Raw genomic sequence first — 26728 nt, 5'->3', positions numbered from 1 at the left:
GAGTAACAATTTCGACCTTTAAAAGTACTAAAAATATCAGCAATTGAAAAACGATTAGTTGAATTTATGGCTTTTGTTTCTAAAGATTTAAAAAAGCAATTAGTTATATGATTTTATGAACAATAATTTGTTAATATTTAAACGGCAACAATAAAAGATATAATTGTCTTTTATTGCTAATTTTAAATATATTTGCAATTCACTCTTGCTCTTTTTGTGAAGAAAATATAGTTTAAATGAGTTTAGATTTTGTTTTAATGGTGTTGATGGAGCAGTATAGTAAATTATGCATTGTAAATTAAAATAGCAGTATGAAAGAAAAAATTTCGGCATTAAAGAAAGCCAAAAACGCCATTATTCTCGCGCATTACTATCAAGAAGAAGACATTCAAGAAGTCGCTGATTTTGTGGGAGATAGTTTGGAGTTGGCAAAAAAAGCGGCACAAACAGATGCGGATATTATTGTTTTTGCAGGAGTCTATTTTATGGCTGAAACGGCAAAAATTCTAAATCCGACTAAAAAAGTGGTGTTGCCCGATTTAAATGCGGGTTGTTCTCTAGCAGATGGATGTCTGCCTGAAGATTTTATAAAATTTAAAGCGCAATATCCCGATCATAAAGTGGTCACGTACATTAATTGTTCGGCCGAAATAAAAACAATGAGTGATTGGGTGTGCACGTCTTCCAATGCAAAAAAAATAATAGAATCGATACCCAAGGATCAGCCTTTAATTTTTGCTCCCGATCGAAATTTAGGTAATTATCTAATCAAAGAAACCGGTCGAGATATGGTTCTATGGGATGGTTCGTGCGTGGTACATGAAGCTTTTTCTTTAGAAAAATTGATTGATGTGTATCAAAAATACCCCGATGCAAAAATTGCTGCGCATCCCGAATCAGAAACCCAAATTTTAAAAGTCGCTAATTATGTAGGATCGACGTCCGGAATCATTAACTATATAAAGAATGACAAAGCCGATACTTTTATTGTGGCAACCGAGGCCGGAATTTTACATCAATTGCAAAAAGAGGCGCCTCATAAAACGTTAATTCCAGCACCATCTAAAGAAGATAATAGCTGCGCTTGCAGCGAATGCGCTTTTATGAAAATGAATACGTTGGAAAAATTATACCTGTGTTTACTAAACGAAACGCCAAGTATAGAAGTGGATCAAGCTATCGCTGATCAAGCCATAATTCCAATAAATAGAATGTTAAATTTATCTTAATGTGTTATGAAGCAAACAGATGTTTTAGTGATTGGATCAGGTGTTGCAGGTTTATCCTTTGCGGTAAACCTCGCTAAAAATAATGCAAATTTAAAGATTACAATTGTAACAAAATCTAGTGCCGAAGAAACAAATACACGTTACGCTCAAGGCGGAATTGCGGCAGTGATGAATTTGGAATCAGATAATTTTGAACAACATATTACTGACACAATCAATGCGGGCGGTGGACTTTGCGATCCAGCTGTAGTCGAAATGGTGGTGAGACAAGCGCCAGATCGCATTCGAGAAATTATTGAAATGGGAGCCAACTTTGATACGAATTCATCGGGTAAATATGATTTGGGTTTGGAAGGAGGTCATTCTAGAAACCGAATCTTGCATCATAAAGACTGTACTGGAAAAGAATTAGAATCCGTTTTGCTGAAATCGGTGAGTCAATATACAAATATTACAATTGCTACTCACTATACTATAATCGATCTAATTGTTGAAAAGCGAGAAACTAGTACAGTTTGTGTTGGTGCCTATTATCTGAATTTAAAAAGCAAACATATTGATGCCATACAATCAAAAGTAACAATGATTTGTTCAGGTGGATCGGGTCAGATTTTTAAAAACACAACCAATCCAGAAATTGCGACAGGAGATGGTGTCGCTATTGCAAATAGAGTCGGTGCTACAATAAAGGAGTTAAATTATTATCAGTTTCATCCAACGGCTTTATACGAGCCCAAAAGAAACCCTTCTTTTTTAATTTCGGAGGCTGTTCGTGGTTATGGCGCCTACATTGTTAACCATCAAGAAGAACGTTTTTTATTCGAATATGATTCTAGAGGGGAACTGGCAACAAGAGATATTGTTTCTAATGCCATAGGTTCAGAATTGATTAAATCGGGAAGAGCAAATGTGTTTTTAGATTGTCGCCACTTGGATGAAAATCAGTTTTTAAAACATTTCCCTTCTATTACAAATTATTGTAAAACAATTGGTTTGGATCCTACAAAAGATTTATTACCAATTGTGCCAGCTGCTCATTATCAATGTGGCGGAATCACCGTCGATAAAGACGGTAAAACGAGTATTGAAAATTTATATGCCAACGGCGAATGTGCGCGAACTGGCTTGCACGGTAAAAACAGATTGGCGTCTAACTCGTTGCTCGAGGCACTCGTTTATGCGAAGCAAGCGGCGAATGATGTTGCTGCTAAAATAGCTTCAATTGACTACCTAGCAACACTTGCTAACTCCTATTATCATTATGATGAAGTAGATACAGCAGTAATAAATAGCTTAAAAACCCAATTGCAAAACATCATGAATACTTTTTATTGGAACCAGGATCTTTACAAGCAAAACACGATCGACGAACTAAAAAAATTACACGATCAATTTGTGAGGGACTTTACGATGCATGCAGTTAGCACTCCAGTAATAGAATATAAAAACATGTTATTGGTAGCGCAGCTAATGCTTAAGCAAGCTGTTTAAATAAAAGAAGAAAGCGAAGTAAAAGCGCCTTACAATAAAGGATAATTTTATCTTTTATTTAAAGGGCATTAAAGTTTTAAGACTATAAAATGAATAAATTCTGCCTTTTGGTCAGAAAAAGGAAATCATTAAATACCGATACTATGGAAAAGTTGATTATTAAAAGAAATGGGAAATATGTTCTTTTTGAGGATTATAAGATAAAAGTAGCGATTAAAAAAAGTTTTGATAGTGTCGGAATACCATTTGATATCAGTGTTTTTGAGAACGTAATCGTCTCATTTGACTCCAAAGAAATTTGTGCGGTCGAAGATATTCAGGACTGTATTTATCAAACCTTATTGGATAAGGGTTATTTTGACGTAATGCGATCCTTTATGCTGTACCGACATACCCGAAAGATGCAACGCGAACATGTGGGCGGATTAAATGATGACACGACGTATGTAGATAGTACACAAACCATAGAAGAGTACATCAATCAGACCGATTGGCGGATCAATGCCAATGCCAATACCTCCTATTCAAATGCTGGCTTGGTGAATAATGTAGCCGGAAAAATTATAGCCAATTACTGGTTGGATAAAGTATATAGTAAAGAAGAAGGCTACGCACATCGCAACGGTGATCTGCACGTCCACGATTTAGATTGTCTGACAGGATATTGCGCAGGTTGGAGTCTTCGCGTACTTTTAAATGATGGTTTTAATGGCGTTCGTGGTCGAGTAGAAAGCAGAGCGCCTTCTCATTTTAGAGAAGCGCTCGGACAAATGGCAAATTTTCTAGGAATTTTGCAAAGCGAATGGGCGGGAGCGCAGGCATTCAGTTCGTTTGATACCTATTTGGCTCCCTATGTTTTTAAAGACAACCTCTCTTTTGATGCCGTTTTAAAAGCAGTGCGAGGTTTTGTTTATAATTTGAATGTTCCCGCACGCTGGGGACAATCCCCATTTACCAATATCACTTTAGATTGGGTGGTTCCCGAGGATTTAAAAGAACAGATTCCAACAAAAAAAGACCAACATTTGTTTTTACATAGCAATGACGAAATCACTTTATCTAAAGCTAAAGAACGCGGCGTTTCCTCGTTGATCGAAATGCGATACGAGCATTTTCAAGAAGAAATGAATTTGATTAATAAAGCCTATTACACGGTAATGACCGAAGGAGATGCGAACGGCCAACCGTTTACTTTTCCGATCCCGACTGTAAATATCACTGAAGATTTTGACTGGGATGGCGAAAATACCGACTTGCTTTTTGAAAATACCGCTAAAATTGGATCGTCTTATTTTCAAAACTTTATAGGAAGTCAGTATTTGACAGACGAGAGCGGAAATAAAGTGGAGAACCCCAATGCGTACAAACCCAATGCAGTGCGCAGTATGTGTTGTCGACTGCAACTGGATTTGCGAGAATTATTAAAGAGAGGAAATGGTCTTTTTGGAAGTGCCGAAATGACGGGTAGCATTGGTGTAGTAACCATCAATATGGCCAGATTGGGGTATCTTTTTAAAGGAGATAAAGAAGCGCTATACCAGCAACTAGACAAGTTAATGGACTTGGCGCAGTCGACTTTAGAGAAAAAACGCGTATTTATTCAAGAAATGTACGACCGTGGTTTGTATCCTTATACCAAAAGATATTTGCCTCATTTCAAAAACCATTTTTCTACTATTGGTGTTAACGGCATGAACGAAATGATTCGCAATTTCAGGAATGATTCTCAAGATATTACTTCCGATTTTGGAACCGATTTTTCGATGGAAATTCTCGAATACATTCGAACTAGAATGAAGGAATACCAAGAAGAAACAGGTAATTTATACAATCTAGAAGCCACACCAGCCGAAGGAACTACGTACCGCTTTGCTAAAGAAGACAAAAAAAGATATCCAGAGATATTACAAGCTGGCCAGGGAGAGAATATTTATTACACCAACAGTTCTCAAATTCCAGTCAATTTTACCGAAGATCCTTTTGAAGCTTTATTAATGCAGGATAAATTACAATGTCTTTATACTGGCGGAACTGTTTTGCATTTATATATGAATGAAAAAATAAGTTCCTCAGAAGCGTGCAAGCAATTTGTTAAAAAAGTATTGACCAATTTCAAGTTGCCTTACATCACCGTAACGCCCGTTTTTAGTGTTTGTCCAGTGCATGGTTATTTAAATGGCGAACATGAATATTGTCCAAAGTGCGATGATATCGTAATACAAAACCTTAAAAATGAAACATATGAATTACACAATTGAGATTTTAGAAAAAAACCAAAGTTTGAGAACTAAATGTTTGGTTTACACAAGAGTAATGGGCTATCACAGACCGGTTGAAAGTTTTAATATTGGAAAAAAAGGTGAACACAAACAACGCACACATTTCACAGAAAGAAAATGCAGCTAAAGCAATCTTTAGCATTACGCCTTTTACTTTATTAGACTATCCGCATAAATCAGCTTGCATTCTTTGGTTTGCAGGCTGTAATATGCGATGCTTGTATTGCTACAATCCTGAAATTGTATTGGGAAAAGGCAAAATTTCTTTTGATACCGTCTTGTCATTTTTAGAAAAAAGAAAAGGATTACTCGATGCAGTCGTTTTAAGCGGAGGTGAATGCAGTTTGCATAAAAACTTGATTCCTTTTATCAAACAAATAAAAGACTTGGGATTTGCTGTAAAAATAGACACCAACGGCTCTAATCCAAAAGTACTTCGGCAATTAATCAATGAAAATTTAATTGATTACGTTGCTTTGGATTTTAAAGCTTTAGCAGAAAAATTTCAGAAGGTGACAAAATCAGATCTTTTTGCTGTTTTCGAAGAATCTTTTCGTTTATTGTTGTGTAGCACCATTCAATTTGAAGTCCGAACCACTTTACACTCAGATTTAATTGATGACGTAGAATTAGCGCTAATGCTCGATTATGTAGAAAAAAATCAATATGAAGGTACATTTTACATTCAACATTTTGTTAATAATGTAGCTACTTTGGGCAATCTGCCGCTTTCTGTTCGCACCAATGTAAATAAAGATTGGAACCGAGAAAAAATAAAAGTGGAATTTAGAGAAACGTAGTTCCTGAAATTTATTTGGAAGCTACTTGGGTGTTCAAATCATTTAAAAGATGATGTTATTTATCTGTCGTGTACGTTAAATCTCAGTTTTATAATTCTAAAAGCATTTAAACAGCTAACAAATTGAACTATAAAGCTAAAGTATCCTCAGCTAATGGCGGTTTTTTAGGATTTTTCTAAATAAAAGTAAGAGCCAATCTGTATTTTTAGATAATAATCCTTAATTTTGCACGCTGTTAAAACATAACAATACACCACAAATTATGGTAAAAGATTTATTCGAAAGAATCCAAAACAATAAAGGTCCTTTAGGAAAATGGGCTTCTCAAGCAGAAGGTTATTTTGTTTTTCCAAAATTAGAAGGGGAATTAGGTCCGAGAATGAAATTTCAAGGAAAAGAAGTTTTAAACTGGAGTTTGAATGACTATTTGGGTCTTGCAAACCATCCAGAAGTGCGTAAAATAGATGCAGAAGCAGCATTAGAATACGGAGCAGCTGCCCCAATGGGAGCGCGCATGATGAGTGGACATACTAAATACCATGAACAATTAGAAAATGAGCTGGCTCAGTTTGTACAAAAAGAAGCGGCTTACTTATTGAACTTCGGTTACCAAGGAATGGTATCTATTATTGATGCTTTGGTGACTAAAAATGACGTAATTGTATATGATGTTGATGGTCATGCTTGTATTATTGATGGGGTTCGTTTGCACATGGGGAAACGTTTTACCTATCGTCATAACGATATCGAGAGCATGGAGAAAAACTTGCAACGTGCCACTAAAATAGCTACAGAAACTGGAGGAGGAATTTTATTCATTACTGAAGGTGTTTTTGGAATGCGTGGTCAACAAGGAAAGTTGAAAGAGATTGTTGCCATGAAAGAGAAATACAATTTCCGTTTGTTGGTAGACGATGCGCACGGCTTTGGTACACTAGGTAAAACAGGAGCTGGAGCAGGTGAGGAGCAAGGTTGCCAAGATGGAATAGATGTTTACTTTTCTACATTTGCAAAATCGATGGCAAATATCGGCGCATTTGTAGCTGCAGATCAAGATATAATTGATTATTTAAAGTACAATTTACGTTCTCAAATGTTTGCAAAAGCATTACCAATGATTCAAACTATTGGGTCGTTAAAACGTTTACAACTCTTACGTGACAACCCAGGATTGAAAGATAAATTATGGGAAAATGTAAACGCACTGCAATCTGGATTGAGAAGTAAAGGCTTTAATATTGGAGATACAAACACCTGTGTTACGCCAGTATATCTTGAAGGAAGTGTGCCAGAAGCAATGGTTATGGTAAACGATTTAAGAGAGAACTACGGTATCTTCTTATCGATTGTAATTTATCCAGTTATTCCAAAAGGAATGATTTTATTACGTGTTATTCCAACTGCACCGCATACGTTGGCTGATATTGATCAGACATTAACTGCTTTTGAAGCGATTCGTGAAAAATTAGAAAACGGAACGTACAAAGAAATTGCAAGTAAAACTAAAGTAGATTTGGACGCATAGTTCAATAAAGCACTAAATTCTCATTATGGGAATTATATAAGAAAATCCATTCGTTATATGAATGGATTTTTTTTGTTTTAAAATAACTTTACACGATATAAACCAGTAAAACCAGAATTATGAAATCAATCTATATCTTAAGTAATATCCTTTTAATTGCCGTACTTTCTTCGTGTGTAAAAAACAATAAAGACCAAGTAGTTGTTCCACCTTTGGAAGTAGAAGCGCCAATGGAGACGCCTGTTAAAGAATGTTATCAAGCTATAGTTGACAAGGATACCATTACACTAACTGTAGATGTAAATAGTATAAATGAATTTAAAGGAGAATTAAATTACTCCTATTATCAAAAAGATAAAAGCTTTGGTACCATCTTAGGAAATGTAAAGGGAGATACGATTTTTGCAGAGTACAATTATCAATCAGAAGGGAAAACTTCGGTTAGAGAATTAGCTTTTCTTAAAAAAGATGCTACCACGTATATTGAAGGATATGGTGATGTTGTAGAAGCGAACGATAAAGTAGTTTTTAAAGATAAAAGCAAAATTAAATTTGACGGAAATGTTATTTACAATAAAATTGATTGTAAAGAATAAATTAAGAAACCATAAAAAAAATCCAATCGTAACTGATTGGATTTTTTTTTATAATTATAATTCTTTTCGATAGGTTTTTCTTTCGCAATGCAATCGCGGATCAAAATTTTTCCATAACAAATGAATGGCATTATTCTCAAGTAATTCGGGCGTTCTAATACAAGTCTCAATTCCTTTTTCTGTAAAAGTTTTGTAATACTCTTCAAATATTAAAGCAGTAACACCTTTATTTTGGTATTCTGGTGCAACTCCGATAAGATAAAAAAGAACATCTTTACTGTGTTTTTTAGCACGTAACAAATGTATAAAACCAAAAGGGAATAATTTACCATTGGCTTTCTTTAAGGCTTGAGATAGACTTGGCATTACAATACTAAAAGCGACTAATTTCTCATTTTTATCTACAACAAATTTAATGTATTCGGGATTAATTAAATTGATGTATTTTTTCTTGAAATAAGCCTTTTGCGTATCAGAGACAGCAACGAACGAAGCTAATTTCTCGTAAGATGTATTAAAAAGATCAAACATTTCGTCAACACGTTCCATAACTTCTTTAGTCGAAGTAAAACTGATCGATCGCAAACCAAAGCGTTCTTTAATAATGCGAGTCGCTTTCATAAAAAATTCTGGTTTTACATTCGAAAAAGGAAATGTACTTTCGATAAACTCTTTTTCAACAGCAAAACCCAATTGTTCTAAATGAGTAACATAATAAGGAAAATTATACCACGTAATCATGGTTCCCATTTCATCAAAACCTTTGGTCAGCAAACCAACTTTGTCCAAATTTGAAAATCCCATCGGACCTTCAACATGGTCCATATTGTTTTTTTGTCCCAACTCATATACTTTTTCAAGCAATGCTTTAGTCACTTCAATATCGTCGATGACATCAAACCATCCAAAACGGACTTTATTCTTACCTTGGTTTTTGACTTCAGACCAGTTAATAATGGCCGTTATTCTTCCTGCCATCTTTCCATTCTTATAAGCGACATAAAAATAAGCTTCTGCATTTTCAAATGCTGGATTTTTTGTTTTATCAAAACCTTCCAATTCATCTGCAATAAGAGGTGGAATCCAATAAGGATTGTTCTTGTACAACTCAAAACTAAATTTGATTGATTCGGTAAGTTCTTTCTTGGTTTTAGCCTCTTTTATTGTAATCATACAACTTTTTATTTGGTATTTTTTGAAGATTATTATCGTGCAAGTTCAGTAAATAATAGTAAAAATCAATTAATTATTATTCGTATTTTCCTTTACGTACGCGTTCAACTTCTTGGGAATCGACTTCTTTTTTTCCTTTTTTACTTTTCTTTATACTTTCTTTTTCAAAAGTCATGGTGTGTACTTCTTCATATCTTCCATCGTAACGCCATGAAAAACCAATTCCGCCGTACAAAACAGAAGGAGTGTTTTTAAAGTTAGTAGTTAAAGAAGCATCGATTTGCATATTCTTTCCAATCAAATAAGCTGCACCACCACGAAGAAGAGCGTCGCTGTAAAAATCACTTTTGTAACCTTGATTTTCAACAAAACCCGACCATTTGTCATTAAATCCGCGCGTTAAAGTAAGTACGTATCCATAACTTGGATAATCGGTAGTTATATAGTCGGCAATAACGTTTGTAACAAATACCCATTTACCACCAAAATGATGTTGAGTAATTAGCATGGCTTTAGGCGAAATGCTTGTTTTTGGAGTAAAAGCATATGGATTTCCTTTAAAAACAAAATTAGCACCTGCAAACACAGAAACCGCGGGAATTAATTGATGCCAATTAAATCCTTGATTCGCATCCCAACTATAAATATTGATCTTTTTGTCGTAATTTTTAAATGGATCGTAAAGCAAATACTTAGCGCCTAAGTTAGTTTGTTTGAAGTCATTTTTTTCGTAAGTAGTGTAAGGAGCAGTTACGTTTTGCATTTGATACTGCAAATCTACAATAAACTCTAGTTTTTCTAAAAATGCGCCATAACGTAAAGTTAAATCCATACCAAAACCCGATGCATCCGTATGCAGTAAATCGTGTTTTTCTTGAATACCATAAATTCCTGTTTCTGCCTGGATTACTGTTTTTCCAACTGCAAATGCAGACATAGTTTCGCCCGGGCGATTTGAGTTGATTACATCAGTATATTGAGCGAAAAAAAGTTGAGGTAAAAGTAAAATTCCGGTAGAGAGAACCTGTTTAATTAAATTCATATTTTTTTTTATTTGGATAAAGCTATAACGTATTTCAAATGTACTTATTTTATTATTTATTTAAGATGGATTTGTTAATTTTAACCAACGGATTCACTAATTTTGAAAAAATTTTATAGTTATGCAAGAAGCATCTTTTTCAGGACTTATACGATCAATTTTTTACATTGTGGCCTTTTATTACATCTTTAAATTTGTTTTTAAATTGCTTTTTCCCATTGTTATGAAAAAAGTCGTTAACAAAGCCACGGAGAATTTTCAACAACAGCAACAACAGTATTCTCAGCAATACCGTCAGGACAATTCATGGCAAAAAAAACAAAGTAGTAAAGACGAAGTTATTTCTAAAACAGCCAATTCTAAATACCCGCACGAAACCAAAAAAGTCGGTGAATATGTTGATTACGAAGAAATAGATTAGATTTGCTTTTTATAAGCGAAAAATCATCTTAAAACCAAACCCAACTACTTTGAAAATAGTAAATAAATTTTATCCGCACGCCCTAGTAATAGTAGGTTTTGTGCTTGTTTCTTTAATATATTTTTATCCTGTTTTACAAGGAAAACAAATTTTTCAGTCGGATATTGCTCAATATATCGGAATGGCTAAGGAGCAAAACGATTTTAGGGCTCAAGAGCATACGGAACCTTATTGGACAAACTCAGCTTTTGGCGGAATGCCAACTTACCAATTGGGCGCGAAATATCCACACGATTACATTGGTCATTTAGACGACGCTTTGCGTTTTTTACCACGACCTGCTGACTATTTATTTCTTTATTTCTTAGGTTTTTATGGTTTGCTATTAGTGCTAAAAGTAGATCCATTAAAGGGATTTATTGGTGCCTTGGCTTTTGGGTTTTCTACTTATTTAATTATTATACTGGGTGTTGGGCATAATGCCAAAGCGCACGCTATTGCCTACATGCCACTTGTGGTTGCCGGTTGTATTATGGTTTATCAACGCAGATTTATTGTCGGTGGTTTGCTAACGATGTTTGCCGCAGCCTTAGAAATAAACGCCAACCACTTTCAGATGACCTATTATTTACTGATCTTTTTAATCGTTCTTTCTATTTATTTTATTTACGGAAGAATTAAAGAAAAAGACTTAAAATCATTAGGTTTTGCTTTTGGAACTTTTGCAATAGCTGCTGTTTTTGCTATAGGCTCTAATGCTACCAATTTAATGGCAACTTCAGAATATGCAGCATTTAGTACTCGTGGAAAAGGGGAGTTAAAAATTAATCCTGACGGCTCAAGAATTACTGAAAATAGCGCCTTAAGTCGCGACTATATAACTGAATACAGTTACGGAATTACGGAAAGTTTAAACCTTATCGCGCCGCGTATTTTTGGTGGATCGAATCATGAAAATGTGGGAACCGATAGTAAAATGTACGAGTTTATGGTGCAGCAAGGTGTACCATCAAATCAAGCACAGGATTTCGTTTCTGGCGTGCCTTCGTACTGGGGAGATCAGCCGATTGTCGCTGCTCCAGCTTATATCGGAATTGTAGTTTTCTTTCTCGCTGTTTTAGCTCTTTTTCTTGACGATCGAAAAATTAAATATGTATTCTTGTCGGGAGCAGTAATTTCACTATTACTTTCTTGGGGTAAAAACTTTGCGTTTTTAACCGACTTCTTTATTGATTTTGTTCCAATGTATGATAAGTTTAGAGCCGTTTCTTCAATTCAGGTTTTACTTGAATTGTGCGTGCCTGTTTTAGCTATTATGGGATTGCAATCTTTTTTCAATTTTAAAGAAATCAATTCCAAAAAAGCGCAAAAAGGTTTGCTAGAAACCGCTGCGGTATCGTTCGGAATCTTATTGATTTTACTAGTTTCTAAAAGTATGTTTAATTTTGCAGGAGCGAGCGACGGTTATTATTTACAAAGTTACGGCCCTGGGTTTGTCGATGCTTTAAAAGAAGATCGAAAGACAATGTATTCTGCCGATTTGCTTCGTTCAGGATTTTTTATTCTTGTAGTTTTTGCCGCATTTTGGTTTTTTATTAAAGGTAAATTAAGTCAAAAAACAACGCTTATAATTGTAAGTATTTTTATGATTTTCGATTTGTTTTTTGTAGATAAAAAATATGTTTCTGCTAAAGACTTCGTTTCTGCACGCGAAATTGAAAATCCTTTTCAAGAAACACAGTCTGATGTTCAAATTTTGCAAGATCCTTCGCATTACAGAGTATTTGAAGTAAATGGTAATTTTTCGAGTGCGCGCGCTTCATTTTTCCATAAATCTATTGGAGGATATCATGCCGCAAAACCTAGAAAAATGCAACAATTATTTGACTACCAAATTGCTCAAAACAATATGGAAGTGTTGGATATGTTGAATGTAAAGTATATTATTCAAACGGATAAAGAAGGAAAAGAGTTTCCAACTGTAAATCCGGACGCAAATGGTAACGCTTGGTTCGTTGAGAGCATTAAAATAGTTACATCTCCAGATGACGAAATGCAACAATTGCGAAATATAGATACAAAAACTATTGCTGTATTTAATGTTCAAGATTATGGTTCTAAGTTTACCGATGCCCGTTTACGTAAAAAGTGGGATACACGAGGAACAATTACGTTACAAGATTATAAACCGAATTACTTAAAATATCAATCAGATAATTTGAATGATGGTATTGCTGTTTTTTCTGAAATATATTATGAGAATGGATGGAACGCCTATGTTGATGGAACATTAACCGAACATTTCCCTGTGGATTACGTGTTAAGAGCAATGGAAGTTCCGGGAGGAAAGCATACGATCGAATTTAAATTTGAACCTCAAGTCATAAAAACGGGAGGAACAATTGCATTAATTAGTTCAATCGGTATGTTACTGTTATTAGTAGGAGGAATATATTGGAATAGAAAAAAAGGTTTAAAATCTTAAATTTGGAACCTAAAAAACTTTTAATAATTACGTATTATTTTCCGCCTTCAGGTGGACCAGGTGTTCAGCGCTGGCTGAAATTTGTAAAATATTTACCTGATTTTGGTATTCAGCCAATTGTTTACGTTCCTGAAAATCCTACTTATCCAATTATAGATGAAGGTTTACTTGCCGAAATTTCAGATAAAGCAATTGTCTTAAAAAATAAAATACTGGAGCCTTACCAATTGGCTTCAGTATTCTCAAAAAATAAAACAAAAAAGATAGCTTCTGGAATTATTCCGAATCAAAAAAAGCAATCTTTTTTAGATAAAACATTTCTGTGGATTCGTGGCAATATTTTTATTCCAGATGCGCGTGTTTTATGGGTTAAGCCATCGGTTAATTACCTAGAAAATTACATTATAGAAAACGAAATTGATACGATTGTGACTTCGGGACCACCGCACAGTTTGCATTTAATTGGCTTAGAATTGAAGCAAAAATTAGGGGTAAAGTGGCTCGCAGATTTTCGTGATCCTTGGACTACGATCGGCTATCATAAATCACTTCGACTCTCTAATTATGCTTCAAAAAAGCATAAAAAATTAGAACATCAAGTTTTAAATAGTGCTGATAGTATTATAGTAACTAGTAAAACGACAAAAACAGAGTTTGAAAAACTTACAGCTAAGCCTATTAAAGTAATTACAAATGGTTATGACAATGAGAACGTGGCGACACAAATTTTAGACACCAAATTTTCTTTAGCGCATATTGGTTCTTTTTTATCAGAAAGAAATCCGAAATTATTATGGGAAAGTGTATCTGAATTGCTTCACGAAATTGAAGACTTTAAAAATCATTTGGAACTGAAATTAATTGGTGCAGTCAGCCAAGAAGTTTTAGAGACTATATCTCACTATAATTTAGATGTGTATTTGAATAATCTTGGGTACGTTTCGCACAATGAAGCCATCGCACATCAAAAAAGATCACAAGTTTTACTACTCATCGAAATTGACTCTGAAGATACCAAAAGCATCATTCCAGGTAAATTATTTGAGTATATGGTTTCGAATCGTCCGATAATAGCCATTGGACCGATCGGTTCTGACTTTGCCGAAATTATTACTACAACGAACACTGGCGTATTTTTTAATTATTCCGAAAAAGAACGATTAAAAGGTTTGATTTTATCGCACTACAACCAGTTCTTAGAAGGGAAATTACAGTCGTATGGAGTCGGTTTACAACAATATTCTCGTAAAAATTTAACCAAGAAATTAGCGGATTTAATACTATAAATACCGTTTTAAATTTATAAATCACAATTCTTTCCATGGGAATCGTACTCAATCAGTCTTTTAAAAATACAATAATTACATACATTGGGTTTGCTATTGGTGGCATTAATACGTTGTATTTATATCCTGTTTTTTTGGGAGCTACTTACTACGCAGTTACCAATTATATACTTTCGGCAGCAAACGTAATTATGCCTTTGTTTGCGATTGGGATGCAAAATACATTAGTAAAATTTTACACTCAATACAAGACCGAACACGAAAGAAACCAGTTTTTGTCATTTACCGTTTTGTTTCCATTACTGCTTTGTATTCCCTTATTAATTATTGGTTTTCTTTTTTACGATGACATTACTGTTTTTGTAACGAAGAAAAATCCTGTCGTTCAAGAGTTTATCTTATTAATTCCGTTTACGGGATTGTGCATGGCTTATTTCGAAATTTTTTACGCCTGGGCGCGCGTGCACATGCATTCGGTTTTTGGTAATTTTATTAAAGAAGTGGGCTTGCGTTTTTTGTCTTCCATTGCCTTAGTTGGTTTATATTTAAACTGGATTACTTTAGTGCAATTTGTATATGTAACGGCTGGTATTTATTTCGTAGCATTTATTTTGACTATGGTGTATGCTTTTTATGTAAAAAGACCGCATTTTCAATTTTCGATTCCTAAAAATGTAAAAGATGTTTTAGTGTATACTTTCTTTATTATTCTTTCGGGTAGTGTTGCCAACTTACTTTTGGATGGAGATAAATTAATGCTGAATCAATATATGGTGATCGAAAATATCGCTTATTATTCGGTTGCCACTTATATTGCCTTGGTTATTTCGGTGCCTAGTCGTGCTATGCATCAAATTGTATATCCTATTACGGCTAAATTAATGCATGATGATAAATACGATGAATTGAATAATTTGTACAAAAAAACATCTATAAACCTGCAAATGGTAGGAGGCTTTGTGATGCTGTGTATTTTTGTAAATATCGATCAGCTGTACGAGTTGGTTCCTAAAGAATACAGTGGCGGAATTTCAGTGGTTTTTATGATTGGACTGTCAAAGTATTTTGATTTGATATTAGGTAACAACAATGCCATTATTTTCAATTCCAAGTATTATCGCATGGTTTTATTTTTAGGTTTAGCGCTGGTCGTGACTACCTTTGTATTAAATATGATCTTTATACCACGCTACGGAATCTTCGGCGCGGCATTTGCGACCTTAATCTCGATTACTTTGTATAGCTTAGCTAAGTTAATTTTTGTGGTCAAACGCATGCATTTATACCCTTTTACTAAACAAACAGTCGAATCGCTTGTACTTACAGCAGCGTTGTTTTTGGCTTTTTATTTTTGGGAATTTCCCGTACATCCCATTATCGGCATTTGCTTAAAATCGGCTTTGGTGACTGTCGCTTATGTCTATCTGAACTATCGGTTTGTAATTTCAATCGAAATTAATCAAGTAATTGATAATTTAATAAAAAAGATACTTCCTAAAGCACGTTAATTATTTCAAGTCAAATAATATACTTTTTGCTACTGGTTTCCTCTTTAGAAAATTATAATGATTTAATATCTATTGAATCATAGCGTAATTTAATGGTTTGGTTGTTACTCTAAGTCTTGGCAATTTTTAAAATTCCAAATTTATTTTTTACAATCAGATTTTGAATATATTTGCGTTCAACCTGAAAATAACTATTGATAATGAAAAGTAAAATTATTTTTTTTTTACTAGTAGTACCATTTTTGCTTTCTCAAAATAGCTTTGCTCAAAAGGCCTCAACTAAGTCGAAAGTTGATGCGCTTGTAAAACTTAAACAAGATTCAATTGAGAATACTGTTTTAAGAGGTTTTCCGGTTGCTCCGTTTAGGGATACGCTTTTTTATATCAATCACAGGGTAGGTTCTTTTTCTGCTGAGAATCGAGCTAAATTAATTTCTGAAAAAATTAGATTGTTATACGATGACGATTATTTTGTTGCCGATTCGATAAAAATAGCCAATTCAGAATTTGGAGAAGATATTGTTTATAAAAGCAATACTGTTCTTATGTCTGTTTTAAGTGTAGATACGATCAATGCAGATGCGACCGTAGCGAAAATTGCGCAGCGAAATCTTAAAATAATCTCGAAAGCCGTAGTTAAAGAAAAACTAAATCACTCAACATTAGTCATTTTAAAGCGCATCGGACTTACTTTTTTGGTCTTGTTTTTAATTTTATTACTGCTGTATCTTACCAATAAAATATTCGGTAAACTCAAGAATTTTTTATTAGTAAAAAACGCCAAATATTTCTCAGGACTTCGTTTCAAAACAATTGAAATTTTGTCTCCTGAAAGACAACAATTTGTAGTTATTCGAATTGTAAGTGTGATTAAAGTACTTGTTTTTATACTAATCGTTTATTTATCACTCCCTTTATTATTTAGCTTTTTTCCTACTACCGAAGGTTATGCTGATACGTTATTAAATTGGATTTTTACTCCAGCTAAATCTGTCTTTATGGGATTTGTTGGGTTTCTTCCTAACTTGTTTTCCATTATTGTTATTGTTGTAATATTTAAATATGCTATTAAGGTTTTAAAGTTTTTTGTGGATGAAATAAAACGCGAGAACATACACATTGATGGTTTTTATAGTGATTGGGCTGCACCTACATTTAATATTGTGAAACTATTATTGTACGCCTTTATGGTCGTGCTTATATTTCCGAAATTACCAGGATCAGATTCTAATATTTTTAAAGGAGTTTCGGTATTTGTTGGTATTTTATTTTCTTTAGGATCTTCAAATGCTATCGCAAATATGGTAGCAGGTTTAGTGATCACTTACATGCGACCTTTCAAAATTGGAGACTTTATTAAAATCGGAGATGTCAGTGGAGAAGTAATTGAAAAGACGGCCCTGGTGACTCGAGTACGAACCGGTAAAATGGAAGATATAACGATACCCAATGCGACGGTTTTATCTAGTACATCAACTAATTATTCGGCCAATACACATGCTAATGCACCTGGATTGGTCGTGCACACTACTGTTACAATTGGTTATGACGTACCTTGGAAAGAGGTCCATAAAGCGCTTGTTGAAGCCGCTTCACGAACCGATTTTATTCAAAAGACACCGCTTCCGTACGTTTTGCAAACTGCGTTAGATGACTTTTATGTTGGCTATCAAATTAATGCCTTTACGAAAGAACCAAACAAGCAACCTTTAATATATTCATCGCTGCATCAAAATATTCAAGATTGTTGCAACGAAGCTGGAATTGAAATTATGTCGCCGCATTATCTGGCGAGTCGTGACGGAAGTGCAAGTACAATTCCCGGTAGTTATATGGGTAAGATCAAATAAAGGGCAGAAAAGTTCCTGTATGTTTGCATAACTTACTGTAGAATATTTATTAAAATAAGTTTTTTTAGCCTTTATGAACTAATGATTTTTTTTTTGAGTTAGCTTTAAAAATATTGAGTCAAAATATCACCAAAAGTGGGTATTGATATATGTAGGACTTTGGCGTATTTTTGCTGTGTTGAATTTTTAATGCTTTTTAAAATTTTGACAACTAAAAAACGTCGAATATGCAAAGCCACCAATTTACACAAGAACATGACTTACAGTTGTTTTCTAATTTAATTTCTAACAAAATTAATAAAGGTTTTATTTTAGAGGAACGCAATGACGAATTACTTTTTGCAGTTCTTTCTAAAGGAGGAAGAGTAATTGATCACAGTTTTAATTTCATTATTTTTATCTTCACTTTAGGTCTTTGGTCAGTTGCTTGGTTGTATCTTACCTTAGAATATTCAAAACCAAAAAAGATTTTAGTAGCGATTGACGAAGAAGGTATTCCTTTTGAAGATAAATGTTTTGTCGCTTAGAGCAACAAAACATTTTTTTTTTATAACTTCTCTTTCAAATATTTTGCCGTAACTGACTTTTTTACTTTTACTATCTCTTCTGGCGTTCCAGAAGCTAATAAGTACCCTCCATTTTCACCGCCTTCTGGACCTAAATCCAAAATATAATCGGCACATTTTATCAAGTCCAAATTGTGTTCTATCACAATTACCGAATGGCCTTTTTCGATTAATGCATCAAATGATTTTAATAATTTTTTAATATCATGAAAATGTAATCCTGTCGTTGGTTCGTCAAATACAAATAATGCTTTTTCTTTTGTCGCTCCTTTAACCAAGAAAGAAGCCAATTTTATGCGTTGTGCCTCACCGCCAGAAAGTGTAGACGATGATTGGCCCAATTGTACATAGCCCAAACCAACATCTTGTAAAGGTTGTAATTTTTGAGTAATCTTAGCTTGATTGTTTGTTTTGAAGAAATCAATGGCATCATCAATAGTCATCGTTAAAATGTCATTGATGTTTTTACCCTCAAAAGCAACTTCTAAAATTTCTTTTTTGAAACGTTTTCCATTACAAGTTTCACATGGCAATTGTACGTCGGCCATAAAAACCATTTCAACATTAATCGTTCCTTCACCTTTGCAGGTTTCGCAACGACCGCCGTCTACGTTAAAAGAAAAATGTTTAGGCAAATAACCCCGAATCTTAGAAAGCTTTTCTTTAGAATATAAATCTCTAATATCATCGTAAGCTTTAATATACGTTACAGGATTGGAACGAGAACTGCGGCCAATCGGATTTTGATCCACGTATTCAATATGCTTGATGTGCGAAAAAGAACCTTTTATTTCAGAAAATTGGCCTGGTTTTTCCGAAGCCAATTCTAGTTTCTTTTGTACCGCTGGAAATAAAATTCGTTTGATCAACGTACTTTTTCCACTACCAGAAACGCCTGTAACAACAGTTAATACGTCCAACGGAAAAATGACATCGATGTTTTTAAGATTGTTTTCTCTTGCGCCAACAATTTCGATAAAGTTTTTAAATGATCTGCGTTTTTTAGGAACTGCAATTTCTAAAGCACCATTCAAATATTTGGCTGTTAATGAATCTGATTTTAATATTTCCTTATAAGTGCCTTGTGCGACCAAATGACCACCCAATGTTCCTGCTTCTGGACCAATATCAATAATCATATCGGCAGCTTTCATAATGTCTTCGTCATGTTCAACCACAATAACGGTGTTTCCTAAATCCCGTAATGACAGCAAAACTTTTATCAATCGTTCAGAATCTTTGGGATGCAAACCAATACTTGGCTCATCCAAGATGTACATCGATCCTACCAAACTACTTCCCAGAGAAGTGGCTAAGTTTATACGCTGCGATTCTCCACCAGAAAGCGTTGAAGAATTTCTATTTAAAGTCAAATAATCTAAACCGACTTCAGTCAAAAAGGACAGACGATTGTTAATTTCGAGCAGTAAGCGTTTGGCAATTTGCTTTTCGTATTCATCTAAAGTGATGTTTTTAAAGAAATCTGCCAAATGACGTATTGGCAAATCCACTAAGTCAGAAACAGTTTTTTCATTTATTTTCACATATGAAGCTTCCACGCGAAGTCGTTTTCCTTTGCATACGTGACATTTTGTTTTACCACGATAGCGAGAAAGCATCACACGATTCTGAATTTTGTAATTTTTGGCTTCCAATTCTCTGAAGAAATCATTTAAACCTTCAAAATATTGATTTCCAGTCCAAATTAATTCTTTTTGACTGTCCGTTAATTCAAAAAACGGTTTGTGAATGGGAAAATCAAATTTATATGCGTTGTTCACCAACTGATCGCGATAATAGCCCATACTTTCGCCGCGCCATGTATAAATTGCGTTTTCAAAAATCGATAAAGAAGTATTAGGTACAACCAAATCGGCATCAATTCCGATAATATTTCCATAACCTTCGCAACTTGGACAAGCTCCGTACGGATTATTAAAACTAAACAAATGAACATTTGGTTCTAAGAAAGTAATTCCGTCAAGCTCAAAATTATTTGAATAGGAAAGTCTGTGCGCACCATTCAATTCTTGCAAATAGCAAATTCCTTTTCCCTCAAAAAAAGCAGTTTGTACCGCATCCGCCAATCTATTAAAAAATTCCTCCTCGTTTTTAACAACGATTCGATCTACTATTAATAACAGCTCTTGATTTTTTTTAATTTTTGGATTGGCTAAAAAATCATCCAAGCGAATGGTTTCATTGTCAATTAAAATTCGGGCAAAACCTTGCTGCAACAAAACTTTTAATTTTTCGTCTAATTTTCGCCCTTTCTCGACATGAATAGGAGCAAGCAGCAACCATTTACTATCAAGTTCAAATTTTGAAACGTCATTAACCACATCAGTTACTGTATTCTTCTTTACCTCTTTACCAGAAACTGGCGAAAAAGTGCGTCCAATTCGAGCAAAAAGTAATTTGACGTAATCGTAAATTTCTGTTGATGTTCCAACTGTAGAACGCGCATTGGTCGTATTTACTTTTTGTTCAATCGCAATTGCAGGAGCAATTCCTTTTATATATTCGACTTTTGGCTTGTCTAAACGACCCAAAAACTGACGTGCATACGAGGATAAACTTTCCACATAACGGCGCTGTCCTTCGGCATACAAAGTATCAAATGCCAAACTCGATTTTCCGGAGCCCGAAAGACCAGTGATAACCACTAGTTTATTTCTGGGTATGGCGACATCTACATTTTTTAGATTATGTACTTCCGCTCCTTTTATTATTATATTTTGTCTGGGATCTAGTTTAGAAAAGTCAACTTTCATAAAATTCTTCAATTTATGTAAAAGTAAGCAATTTTAGGCTGATTTGTCGGTCTTTAGAAGTGTACAATTATTAAAATAAACTTAAAATGCTAGTGAAAAAGCAACACAATTATACTTAAAATTTAAGCTCTCTCTTTCACTTGTTTAGAGTTAGCTAGAATAGGTTTATTTTAAAAAACCAAAATTAAACCTTTTTAAATTTAAATTTACCAGCTTTTTATCGATTAGATGAAAAGATTAAGTTGTTTAAAAATTAACTCTATACTACAATATTAGATAGAATGATATGCGGAAGGAAATAAAAATTGGCAAGTTTACTAGAAATATTTTCCGATTTTTTTTGTTAAATTTTAATGTTTAAGAGTTTTCTAATCGGGTAAATCTCCGATATATTGTATCTGACTGCTTTTTTTTTTAATTTTAATACTTTTATAAGTGTATTAATTTGCGTTTTAAAATATAATTGTGTTAAATTTGAGCACTTAATAATTAAAAAATCACGAGCCTATATCATAAAATTACTTTTTTAGAAATATCCCCAAATTTAATCAACTAAAAGGTAAGTATTATGGCTCAGTTGCACATTCCAGACGGTCTATTGGTCAAAAATTACGTCGACGGAGACGAAAATGCTTTAACAGCATTAATTAAAAGACACGAATCTAAGATTTTCGGTTTTATCTACTCAAAAGTAAATGATAGAGATGTTGCCAACGATATTTTTCAAGATACTTTCATCAAAGTAATCCGAACATTAAAGGGAAATTCTTATAATGAAGAAGGTAAGTTTTTACCTTGGGTTATGCGTATTTCATACAATTTGATCGTAGATCATTATCGCAAGAATAAAAAAATGCCTTTGTATCGCGAAACCGAAGAATTTTCAATTTTCTCCATTATGTCCGACGATTCGTTGACTATCGAAAATCAAATGATTTTAGATCAGGTCGAATTGGATTTAAAGAAACTCGTTGAAGAGTTACCAAAAGATCAAAAAGAGGTTTTGGTAATGCGTATGTATCAAGATATGAGCTTTAAGGAAATTTCAGAGTTAACAGGAGTTAGTATCAATACTGCTTTAGGTCGAATGCGTTACGCATTAATGAATCTTAGAAAGATAATCGAAAAACATCAAATTATTTTGACCAACTAATACTAATACGCTTACTGTTACGTTATAATATAAATTAAACGTTTGTATAGCATGGCAAAAATTTACTCTAAAAAAACAGTAGTTAACAAAGATTTGAAGGCAAAAGAGGAAGTAATCTCTTTCTTGCTTAATTATTCAAAAGCATTGACAATTGTGAAAGTCGAAAGCAGAAATTTCGAGATCGTAGTGAACTAAAAATTCTCTAGAGTAGCTCGATTTTAAAGACATTTTAAGAAAACCAAAAGGTCGATTTGGTTGAAAAGGAACTTACTATTTGTATTACTAATACATACGGTAAGTTTTTTTTTTGTATTAAGGTTTTTGTTATTGGATAATTATTTCTATTTTAGTTAAAAATATAACGAATACTTTAACAATTGTAAGATTTAAGTGAAAATTATTTAATTTTAATTTAATTTGGATTTTGCGTTAATTAATATCAATTACTCTTTTTATTAACTATTTAGATGATTTAATCGGAATTTAATTAATAATAGTGTACTATTAAATTACATTTTTATACAAAAGGCTATTTTTCTTTACAGTGATAGAATCATAAATAAATCTAAAATATAGCAATCGCGAATTGTCTTCTTAACACGAATGTTTAATGAACACCTTTTAGAAGAAAACCAAATATTATAACAACCAAACTCTCTTAGAAATGGAAAAAAACTTTACTCTACTATTACTTTTATTATTTATTGGTGTTGGTTTACATGCACAGAAAGATCAAATTAAAGAAGCGCAATCTTTTTACGATAAAGGAAATCTTAAAGAATCTTTGGCAATCGTAAAAAAGATTGATTACATGATTGTAAACGCTTCGCTTGAAGAAAAGTCTGATTTTTATTTTTTAAAGGGTAATATTTATAAAGATTTGGCGAGTAAAAATATAGATGCAGCTGAAAATTTCGCCTTGGCATCAGGAGCTTACCAAGACGTACTTCTGTACGAAAATGATTCTCGAAAATATAAATATGCTTTTAAGGCAAATATTGCACTGAAGGAGATGAAATCTACTTTAGTCGATGGTGCGATGTTAGATTACAAGCAGGGTAAATTTAATGAAAGCGCAGAGAAGAGTTACAAAGTTTATTTGTTTGATAAAAAGGATACATTGAATCTGTTAAACGCGGCAGGTGCAGCATTAACAGGTAAAGATTTTACTTCTGCAATTAAGTATTACGATGAGTTAAGAAAAATCAACTATACCGGAAAAGGTGTTCTTTTTTACGCAACTAATAAGAAAACAAAAGAAGAGAGTGCATTTATTTCGCTAGCCGCGAGAGAGTCCAATATTCTGGCGGGATTATATGAAAAACCTCGAAATGAATCTCCACCAAGCAAGCAAGCCGAAGTTACGTATAGCCTTGCTTACGCTTATCTGGAACGAAACGATTATCCTAAAGCACAAATGTATTATGATGAATCTATTCGATTGAATCCTAAATGCATTGACTGCTATATTAACATGGCCTACTCAAAATTACAACTCAAAAAAGTTTTGATGGATGAAATGGCTAATTTGGGTAATTCTGCAAAAGAAATGCAAGAATACGATGTATTAAATGCAAAGAAAGACGAATTGGTTAAAAGCACCATTCCTTACCTTAAAAAAGCATTAGTTATTGAGCCAAAAAACGAAGAGGTTACGAAATTTTTGCTAGGAGTATACCGATCACTAGACATGACAGCAGATTATAATACGCTGAAAGCAAGTTTGTAAAAAGCAAACTGAGCTACTTACTCTTATTTTTAGTAGCTTCTTTTAGAAACGATTTTTTACCAACTGTTGCCGTAATAATGTCTTTTTCTAAATTCCACGCTCGCGCGGGAGAATATTCACGTCCGTACCAAATAATTTGTAAATGCAAGTCATTCCAAATTTCTTTAGGAAACAGACGTTTGGCATCTTTTTCGGTTTGCACTACATTTTTTCCGTTAGAAAGATTCCATCGGTGCATTAATCGGTGGATGTGCGTATCTACTGGAAAAGCAGGGATACCAAAAGCTTGAGACATCACTACACCAGCTGTTTTATGTCCGACAGCCGGTAAAGCTTCAAGTGCTTCAAAACTTTGCGGCACTTGTCCGCCATGTTTGTCAATTAAAATATGAGAAAGGCCATGAATTCCTTTGGACTTCATTGGAGATAAACCACAAGGGCGAATAATTTCTTTAATTTCTTCGACCGACATTTTGATCATGTCGTACGGATTATCTGCTTTAGCAAATAGCAGCGGTGTAATCTTGTTCACGCGAACATCGGTGCACTGCGCAGAAAGTAAAACTGCAATCAATAAAGTATACGGATCTTTATGATCCAAAGGAACGGGTATTGTAGGATATAACTCTTTTAACGTATTTATAACAAATGATACCCGTTCTTCCTTATTCATTTCCGTAAATTTATGAGTGTAAAAATAGAATAAAATTTAGGATGTGCCTAATTCTGTAGCGACAAGCAGCAGTCGTATTGTCGATTAAAAAAAAAGCAATTATTATGACAACATTAAAAATAGGAGATAAAGCGCCCAATTTTGAGGGAATTGATCAAGATGGACTCGCACATACGCTTAGCGATTATGGCGGTAAAAAATTAATTGTTTTTTTCTATCCAAAAGCAAGTACGCCAGGTTGCACAGCAGAAGCTTGTGACTTAAGAGACAATTTTGAAAGATTTACGGATCAAAATTATCAACTGTTGGGCGTCAGCGCTGATTCGGCTAAAGCGCAAGCAAATTTTAAAACCAAGCAAAAACTGCCATATAATTTATTGGCTGATGAAAACAAGTCGGTTATTGAAGCCTTTGGAGTTTGGGGACCAAAAAAGTTTATGGGAAAAGAATATGATGGTATTCATAGAACGACTTTTGTAATCGATGAAAACGGAATTATAGAAGACATCATTACCAAGGTAAAAACTAAAGAACATAGTGCGCAGCTATTAAAATAAAAGATTGATTAAATTGAAAAAGCCAGATAAATAGTATATTTTATCTGGCTTTTTTTATATTTAAAAAAGAACTTATTGCAATACATTTGCGGGCTCGTAACCAAACAAGTGATGCTCTTTTATAATTTCTGCAATTCCTAAAGGAAGCATTGGTTCCCATCCTGGAGTACCTTGACTGATCATTTTTAAAACCTCACGAGAGAATACTGACAAGTTTTCTGGATCATAATCTACGACATCAATTACTTTACCGTTGAATTTAAAGAATTTATATAACTCTTTCATTCTTGGGTGCACTTTTAAGTTGTTTGAATCCATCAAAACGCCATTTTCGTCTAACATCGGGTATAAAAACACCTTCATATCACGATAAAATAATTTCCCGAAAGCTTCTAGAATTCCACCACTTAAATGACGGTAATATTTTTCGTCAAAAATATCAACTAAATTATTGACTCCCATGGCTAAGCCCATACGTGCTTTAGTATAGTTAGCAAAATATTCAACCACTTTATAATATTCCTGGAAATTCGATATCATAACCGTCTGTCCCAGCGAACATAAAAGTTCAGCTCTGTCCATAAAGTCACGCTCATCAATCTCTCCATCAGAACGAAGATTGGACAAGGTAATTTCAAAAATTACTAGAGTATTGTCTTTGTCAACTTTATTTTCTTTTTCAAACATGCGCAGTGATTTCTCATACATGTCCATGTTTACTTTAGTTACAGGTCTAAAACTACCTCGTAAAGCCAATATATTTTTTTTGTATAAGATAGCAGCTGGCAAGATGTTTTTTCCATCCGGATTAAACATTACCGCATCTGTCATTCCGTTTTTAACCAATTGCAAACTCATCAAGCGATTGTCTACGTCTGCAAAACGAGGTCCAGAAAAATTAATAGTATCAATTTCTAATTGATCTTTATCTAAATGATCATACAAATAACGCAACAAACGTTTCGGATCATTGTATTTGTAAAAAGCACCGTAAATTAAATTAACACCTAACGTACCCAAAGTCTCTTGTTGTAATTTGGCATCTGTTTCTTTAAAACGAATGTGCAGAATAATCTCGTTGTAGGCTTCATCGGGTTCAATTTGGTAACTAATTCCTACCCAGCCGTGTCCTTTATATTGCTTTGCAAAATCGATAGTTGCAACTGTATTAGCATAACTAAAAAACATTTTGTTGGGATGTTTTTCTCTGCTCAACCGTTGTTCAATTAAATTCACTTCATGCGAAAGCATTTTTTTTAATCGACTCTCTGTAACATAACGACCGTCTTTTTCGATGCCATAAACAGCATCACTAAAATCTTTATCGTAAGCTGACATTGCTTTTGCGATGGTACCAGAAGAACCTCCCGATCTAAAAAAGTGCCTAACAGTTTCCTGTCCCGCTCCAATTTCGGCAAAAGTTCCGTAAATGTGTTCATTTAAATTTATGCGAAGTGCTTTGTCTTTTATTGATGGTATCTTCTCGATGACTCTGTCACCTTTGAGTTTTATTTCTGTACCCATTTGTTCTAAATATGGCTAATTTGATGCAAAGTTAGTAAATTAGGGTTCTAATGAAAGAGAAATAATG

The 26728-nt window shown here is 33.8% G+C and carries 22 protein-coding genes; 17 read left to right on the top strand and 5 right to left on the bottom strand.

Translation table 11 applies throughout. The features are described 5' to 3' along the window. Nucleotides 1-311: 311 nt before the first annotated feature. From nadA to ACRASX_RS16080, 7 genes are all read left to right on the top strand, one after another. Complete coding sequence (nadA, locus tag ACRASX_RS16110) at nt 312-1229, top strand: quinolinate synthase NadA (protein WP_432221971.1); 918 nt, start codon at nt 312-314, stop codon at nt 1227-1229. Nucleotides 1230-1235: 6 nt separating this feature from the next. Then, nucleotides 1236-2720 (top strand): L-aspartate oxidase, encoded by a 1485-nt coding sequence (nadB, locus tag ACRASX_RS16105; RefSeq protein WP_432221970.1) that lies wholly within the window; start codon nt 1236-1238, stop codon nt 2718-2720. Between the two features lie 143 nt (nt 2721-2863). Beyond that, the gene (locus tag ACRASX_RS16100; RefSeq protein WP_432221969.1) at nt 2864-4978 is read left to right on the top strand and encodes a ribonucleoside triphosphate reductase; all 2115 of its coding nucleotides are present in this window, start codon (nt 2864-2866) and stop codon (nt 4976-4978) included. Beyond that, entirely contained in the window at nt 4953-5126 is a 174-nt protein-coding gene (nrdD, locus tag ACRASX_RS16095; protein ID WP_157492604.1) for an anaerobic ribonucleoside-triphosphate reductase, read from the top strand. Before ACRASX_RS16100 ends, nrdD begins: the two co-directional genes overlap by 26 nt. Further along, nucleotides 5080-5799, top strand: a complete 720-nt coding sequence (locus ACRASX_RS16090) for an anaerobic ribonucleoside-triphosphate reductase activating protein (RefSeq protein ID WP_432221968.1) — start codon at nt 5080-5082, stop codon at nt 5797-5799. The genes nrdD and ACRASX_RS16090 overlap by 47 nt, the downstream gene beginning before the upstream one ends. A gap of 262 nt (nt 5800-6061) precedes the next feature. Continuing rightward, nucleotides 6062-7324 (top strand): aminotransferase class I/II-fold pyridoxal phosphate-dependent enzyme, encoded by a 1263-nt coding sequence (locus ACRASX_RS16085; RefSeq protein WP_066307182.1) that lies wholly within the window; start codon nt 6062-6064, stop codon nt 7322-7324. 119 nt (nt 7325-7443) lie between these two features. Continuing rightward, nucleotides 7444-7920 carry a hypothetical protein gene (locus ACRASX_RS16080; RefSeq protein ID WP_066307181.1) on the top strand — a complete coding sequence of 159 codons (477 nt, stop codon included), beginning with the start codon at nt 7444-7446 and terminating at the stop codon, nt 7918-7920. 54 nt (nt 7921-7974) lie between these two features. On the opposite strand, the gene ACRASX_RS16075 is transcribed toward ACRASX_RS16080, so the two are convergent. Both ACRASX_RS16075 and ACRASX_RS16070 read right to left on the bottom strand, forming a co-directional pair. Then, nucleotides 7975-9093 carry a GTP cyclohydrolase gene (locus tag ACRASX_RS16075; RefSeq protein ID WP_432221967.1) on the bottom strand — a complete coding sequence of 373 codons (1119 nt, stop codon included), beginning with the start codon at nt 9091-9093 and terminating at the stop codon, nt 7975-7977. Nucleotides 9094-9169: 76 nt separating this feature from the next. Next, on the bottom strand, nt 9170-10135 hold the full coding sequence (locus tag ACRASX_RS16070; protein ID WP_432221966.1) for a transporter: 966 nt from the start codon (nt 10133-10135) through the stop codon (nt 9170-9172). 121 nt (nt 10136-10256) lie between these two features. Here ACRASX_RS16070 and ACRASX_RS16065 point away from each other — a divergent pair, with 121 nt between their 5' ends. The 6 genes from ACRASX_RS16065 to ACRASX_RS16040 all read left to right on the top strand — a co-directional run bounded on the left by ACRASX_RS16065 (nt 10257) and on the right by ACRASX_RS16040 (nt 18212). Further along, nucleotides 10257-10556 carry a DUF4834 family protein gene (locus tag ACRASX_RS16065; RefSeq protein WP_066307175.1) on the top strand — a complete coding sequence of 100 codons (300 nt, stop codon included), beginning with the start codon at nt 10257-10259 and terminating at the stop codon, nt 10554-10556. Nucleotides 10557-10605: 49 nt separating this feature from the next. Next, the gene (locus tag ACRASX_RS16060; RefSeq protein ID WP_432221965.1) at nt 10606-13041 is read left to right on the top strand and encodes a YfhO family protein; all 2436 of its coding nucleotides are present in this window, start codon (nt 10606-10608) and stop codon (nt 13039-13041) included. A gap of 2 nt (nt 13042-13043) precedes the next feature. Then, complete coding sequence (locus ACRASX_RS16055; protein WP_432221964.1) at nt 13044-14327, top strand: glycosyltransferase family 4 protein; 1284 nt, start codon at nt 13044-13046, stop codon at nt 14325-14327. 35 nt (nt 14328-14362) lie between these two features. Beyond that, nucleotides 14363-15835, top strand: a complete 1473-nt coding sequence (locus ACRASX_RS16050) for a polysaccharide biosynthesis C-terminal domain-containing protein (RefSeq protein WP_066307171.1) — start codon at nt 14363-14365, stop codon at nt 15833-15835. A gap of 200 nt (nt 15836-16035) precedes the next feature. Then, nucleotides 16036-17685, top strand: coding sequence for a mechanosensitive ion channel family protein (locus ACRASX_RS16045; RefSeq protein ID WP_432221963.1), 1650 nt, complete (start codon nt 16036-16038; stop codon nt 17683-17685). 227 nt (nt 17686-17912) lie between these two features. Next, the gene (locus ACRASX_RS16040) at nt 17913-18212 is read left to right on the top strand and encodes a hypothetical protein (protein WP_066307168.1); all 300 of its coding nucleotides are present in this window, start codon (nt 17913-17915) and stop codon (nt 18210-18212) included. Between the two features lie 20 nt (nt 18213-18232). Here the strand turns inward: ACRASX_RS16040 and uvrA are convergent, their stop codons facing one another. Then, nucleotides 18233-21025, bottom strand: coding sequence for an excinuclease ABC subunit UvrA (gene uvrA / locus ACRASX_RS16035; RefSeq protein WP_432221962.1), 2793 nt, complete (start codon nt 21023-21025; stop codon nt 18233-18235). 568 nt (nt 21026-21593) lie between these two features. Here uvrA and ACRASX_RS16030 point away from each other — a divergent pair. The 3 genes from ACRASX_RS16030 to ACRASX_RS16020 all read left to right on the top strand — a co-directional run bounded on the left by ACRASX_RS16030 (nt 21594) and on the right by ACRASX_RS16020 (nt 23907). Then, nucleotides 21594-22178 (top strand): RNA polymerase sigma factor, encoded by a 585-nt coding sequence (locus tag ACRASX_RS16030; RefSeq protein WP_066307161.1) that lies wholly within the window; start codon nt 21594-21596, stop codon nt 22176-22178. A 51-nt stretch (nt 22179-22229) separates the two neighbouring features. Then, a complete protein-coding gene (locus tag ACRASX_RS16025; protein ID WP_197413378.1) occupies nt 22230-22373 on the top strand; it encodes a hypothetical protein in 144 nt (47 codons plus the stop codon). A gap of 469 nt (nt 22374-22842) precedes the next feature. Further along, on the top strand, nt 22843-23907 hold the full coding sequence (locus ACRASX_RS16020; protein ID WP_432221961.1) for a tetratricopeptide repeat protein: 1065 nt from the start codon (nt 22843-22845) through the stop codon (nt 23905-23907). 13 nt (nt 23908-23920) lie between these two features. Here the strand turns inward: ACRASX_RS16020 and ACRASX_RS16015 are convergent, their stop codons facing one another. Beyond that, nucleotides 23921-24580 (bottom strand): endonuclease III domain-containing protein, encoded by a 660-nt coding sequence (locus tag ACRASX_RS16015; RefSeq protein WP_066307155.1) that lies wholly within the window; start codon nt 24578-24580, stop codon nt 23921-23923. Nucleotides 24581-24684: 104 nt separating this feature from the next. On the opposite strand from ACRASX_RS16015, the gene bcp reads away from it, so the two are divergent. After that, the gene (gene bcp, locus ACRASX_RS16010; protein ID WP_066307333.1) at nt 24685-25137 is read left to right on the top strand and encodes a thioredoxin-dependent thiol peroxidase; all 453 of its coding nucleotides are present in this window, start codon (nt 24685-24687) and stop codon (nt 25135-25137) included. Nucleotides 25138-25209: 72 nt separating this feature from the next. Here bcp and ACRASX_RS16005 read toward each other — a convergent pair whose 3' ends face one another. Next, nucleotides 25210-26661: a TonB-dependent receptor gene (locus tag ACRASX_RS16005; protein WP_066307153.1), complete on the bottom strand. Its 1452-nt coding sequence runs from the start codon at nt 26659-26661 to the stop codon at nt 25210-25212. Between the last annotated feature and the right edge of the window lie 67 nt (nt 26662-26728).

The sequence above is a fragment of the Flavobacterium sp. TMP13 genome, from assembly GCF_050847115.1.
Taxonomy (GTDB): domain Bacteria; phylum Bacteroidota; class Bacteroidia; order Flavobacteriales; family Flavobacteriaceae; genus Flavobacterium.
This window is presented reverse-complemented; position numbering and strand designations above follow the sequence as displayed.

What these genes read in the sequence shown, in the direction of transcription:
- ACRASX_RS16030 (WP_066307161.1), top strand. Translation starts at nt 21,594, where the DNA reads ATGGCTCAGTTGCACATTCCAGACGGTCTATTGGTCAAAAATTACGTC.
- ACRASX_RS16025 (WP_197413378.1), top strand. Translation starts at nt 22,230, where the DNA reads ATGGCAAAAATTTACTCTAAAAAAACAGTAGTTAACAAAGATTTGAAG.
- ACRASX_RS16100 (WP_432221969.1), top strand. Translation starts at nt 2,864, where the DNA reads ATGGAAAAGTTGATTATTAAAAGAAATGGGAAATATGTTCTTTTTGAG.
- ACRASX_RS16045 (WP_432221963.1), top strand. Translation starts at nt 16,036, where the DNA reads ATGAAAAGTAAAATTATTTTTTTTTTACTAGTAGTACCATTTTTGCTT.
- ACRASX_RS16050 (WP_066307171.1), top strand. Translation starts at nt 14,363, where the DNA reads ATGGGAATCGTACTCAATCAGTCTTTTAAAAATACAATAATTACATAC.
- bcp (WP_066307333.1), top strand. Translation starts at nt 24,685, where the DNA reads ATGACAACATTAAAAATAGGAGATAAAGCGCCCAATTTTGAGGGAATT.
- nadB (WP_432221970.1), top strand. Translation starts at nt 1,236, where the DNA reads ATGAAGCAAACAGATGTTTTAGTGATTGGATCAGGTGTTGCAGGTTTA.
- ACRASX_RS16065 (WP_066307175.1), top strand. Translation starts at nt 10,257, where the DNA reads ATGCAAGAAGCATCTTTTTCAGGACTTATACGATCAATTTTTTACATT.
- ACRASX_RS16020 (WP_432221961.1), top strand. Translation starts at nt 22,843, where the DNA reads ATGGAAAAAAACTTTACTCTACTATTACTTTTATTATTTATTGGTGTT.
- nrdD (WP_157492604.1), top strand. Translation starts at nt 4,953, where the DNA reads ATGAAACATATGAATTACACAATTGAGATTTTAGAAAAAAACCAAAGT.
- ACRASX_RS16005 (WP_066307153.1), bottom strand. Translation starts at nt 26,661, where the DNA reads ATGGGTACAGAAATAAAACTCAAAGGTGACAGAGTCATCGAGAAGATA.
- ACRASX_RS16085 (WP_066307182.1), top strand. Translation starts at nt 6,062, where the DNA reads ATGGTAAAAGATTTATTCGAAAGAATCCAAAACAATAAAGGTCCTTTA.
- uvrA (WP_432221962.1), bottom strand. Translation starts at nt 21,025, where the DNA reads ATGAAAGTTGACTTTTCTAAACTAGATCCCAGACAAAATATAATAATA.
- ACRASX_RS16070 (WP_432221966.1), bottom strand. Translation starts at nt 10,135, where the DNA reads ATGAATTTAATTAAACAGGTTCTCTCTACCGGAATTTTACTTTTACCT.
- ACRASX_RS16080 (WP_066307181.1), top strand. Translation starts at nt 7,444, where the DNA reads ATGAAATCAATCTATATCTTAAGTAATATCCTTTTAATTGCCGTACTT.
- ACRASX_RS16075 (WP_432221967.1), bottom strand. Translation starts at nt 9,093, where the DNA reads ATGATTACAATAAAAGAGGCTAAAACCAAGAAAGAACTTACCGAATCA.
- ACRASX_RS16040 (WP_066307168.1), top strand. Translation starts at nt 17,913, where the DNA reads ATGCAAAGCCACCAATTTACACAAGAACATGACTTACAGTTGTTTTCT.
- nadA (WP_432221971.1), top strand. Translation starts at nt 312, where the DNA reads ATGAAAGAAAAAATTTCGGCATTAAAGAAAGCCAAAAACGCCATTATT.
- ACRASX_RS16015 (WP_066307155.1), bottom strand. Translation starts at nt 24,580, where the DNA reads ATGAATAAGGAAGAACGGGTATCATTTGTTATAAATACGTTAAAAGAG.